1 protein-coding gene is annotated in these 1,432 nt (G+C 38.1%); it reads left to right on the top strand.

Translation table 11 applies throughout. From position 1 onward, the window contains the following. Positions 1–84: 84 nt before the first annotated feature. Positions 85–1,266, top strand: coding sequence for an IS91 family transposase (locus HC723_RS16785; protein ID WP_190339903.1), 1,182 nt, complete (start codon positions 85–87; stop codon positions 1,264–1,266). Positions 1,267–1,432 lie beyond the last annotated feature (166 nt).

Genomic DNA, 1,432 nt, shown 5'->3' with positions numbered 1-1,432 from the left:
CAAGATAAGCAACCTTCGGTTGCGACTTCAACGCAGTAAGTCTTTCGAATACAATAACGTGAAAGTATCACGTTAGGCTTTTCAATGTACGACCCTAATCATTTTAAACACCTATTTACGCTTGGTCGTTGTTTCCAAAAAGCCTACAAAGAAAATTATGCTTTTCGTACCGTAGAATTAGAAACCATCACAAAATTCCTATCGTGCAAAACAGAACGATTAGGGAAGCTCACCTACTCATGCTGTAACCACGCTTGTACGCACGTTAAATACGTCCTAAGCACCTGTAAGACGAAGTTATGTCCATCCTGTGGCCAAAAGGCCACAGATAAATGGATAGCCACTCAGAGAGAAATACTGCCTGACTGTAAATTTCGTCACATCACATTCACTATGCCAGGTCAATTCTGGCCAATATTTCAAGCAAATCGATGGCTGTTAAATGAGTTATTTGCTTGTGCCGCTGACTCTTTACTTACTCTGGCTGAAATAAAAAAATTAACCATTGGTATTTTTGCTGCACTTCATACTTATGGTCGAAAACTCAACTTTAACTGCCATATTCATCTCGCTCTTGCTGAATACGGGATTGATAACCATGAAAACTTGAAAAAGTTTTCATTTAAGTTTGCTTCTCTAATGAAGCAATGGCGTTATGGAATAATCAAACTACTGAGAGAGAATTATGATCGACTGATATGTCCATCAGAGCTTAGCGATAAAGCAAAAAACATTCAGTCTTGGAATGATTTTTTAAACACTCAATATAATCGTCATTGGAATGTGAATATCGCAAAAAAGACGAGCCATAAGGCTCATACTGCAAAATACCTAGGGAGTTACATCAAAAAGCCGCCAATAGCGGCTTCTCGCTTGAAAGAATATGCGAATGGCGAAGTGACCTTTTCTTATTTAGATCATAATGATAAGACTCACAAAAGCTTGACGCTCTCACAAACTGAGATGATGTTAAGGATACTGAACCATGTCCCAGAAAAATATTTTAAGATGATCCGTTACTACGGTTTTTTATCGACACGGTTACGTGGCGATATGCTCCCTAAGCTCTATGAAAAATTAGGGCAAAAAGTAAATAAGCCTAAATCCTTTGGATTTGCTTCGATGATGAAGGCATTTATGAAAGTAGACCCTTTTGAATGTATTTTGTGTGGCTCTAGAATGGTTTTTACAGGATTTATTCGTGGAATGAGACTTGGTCAGTTGGTCGCTTCACTTGAAAAATTGGCCTTATTGAGGCCGATTTAAGGTGGAGTTAAGATAGCTCCGTCTAGATTATCGATTTAGCGCAAAAATCCTTCGATTTAAATGTTTTTTACTAACCCAACTGTCTTTGCATCGCTAAGCTCTCTCGAAAAGATAAGGAAGGAACTCGATGTATCGTGATCATATCAACATTGAAATTCCTATCCTT

Origin of the sequence: Vibrio sp. S11_S32, from assembly GCF_014694465.1 — a bacterium.
Lineage (GTDB): Bacteria > Pseudomonadota > Gammaproteobacteria > Enterobacterales > Vibrionaceae > Vibrio > Vibrio algicola.
Note: the sequence above shows the minus strand (reverse complement) of the source record. Positions and strands in the feature narration are given on the sequence as shown.

Coding starts and splice junctions, on each gene's coding strand:
- HC723_RS16785 (WP_190339903.1), top strand. CDS start 85: ATGTACGACCCTAATCATTTTAAACACCTATTTACGCTTGGTCGTTGT.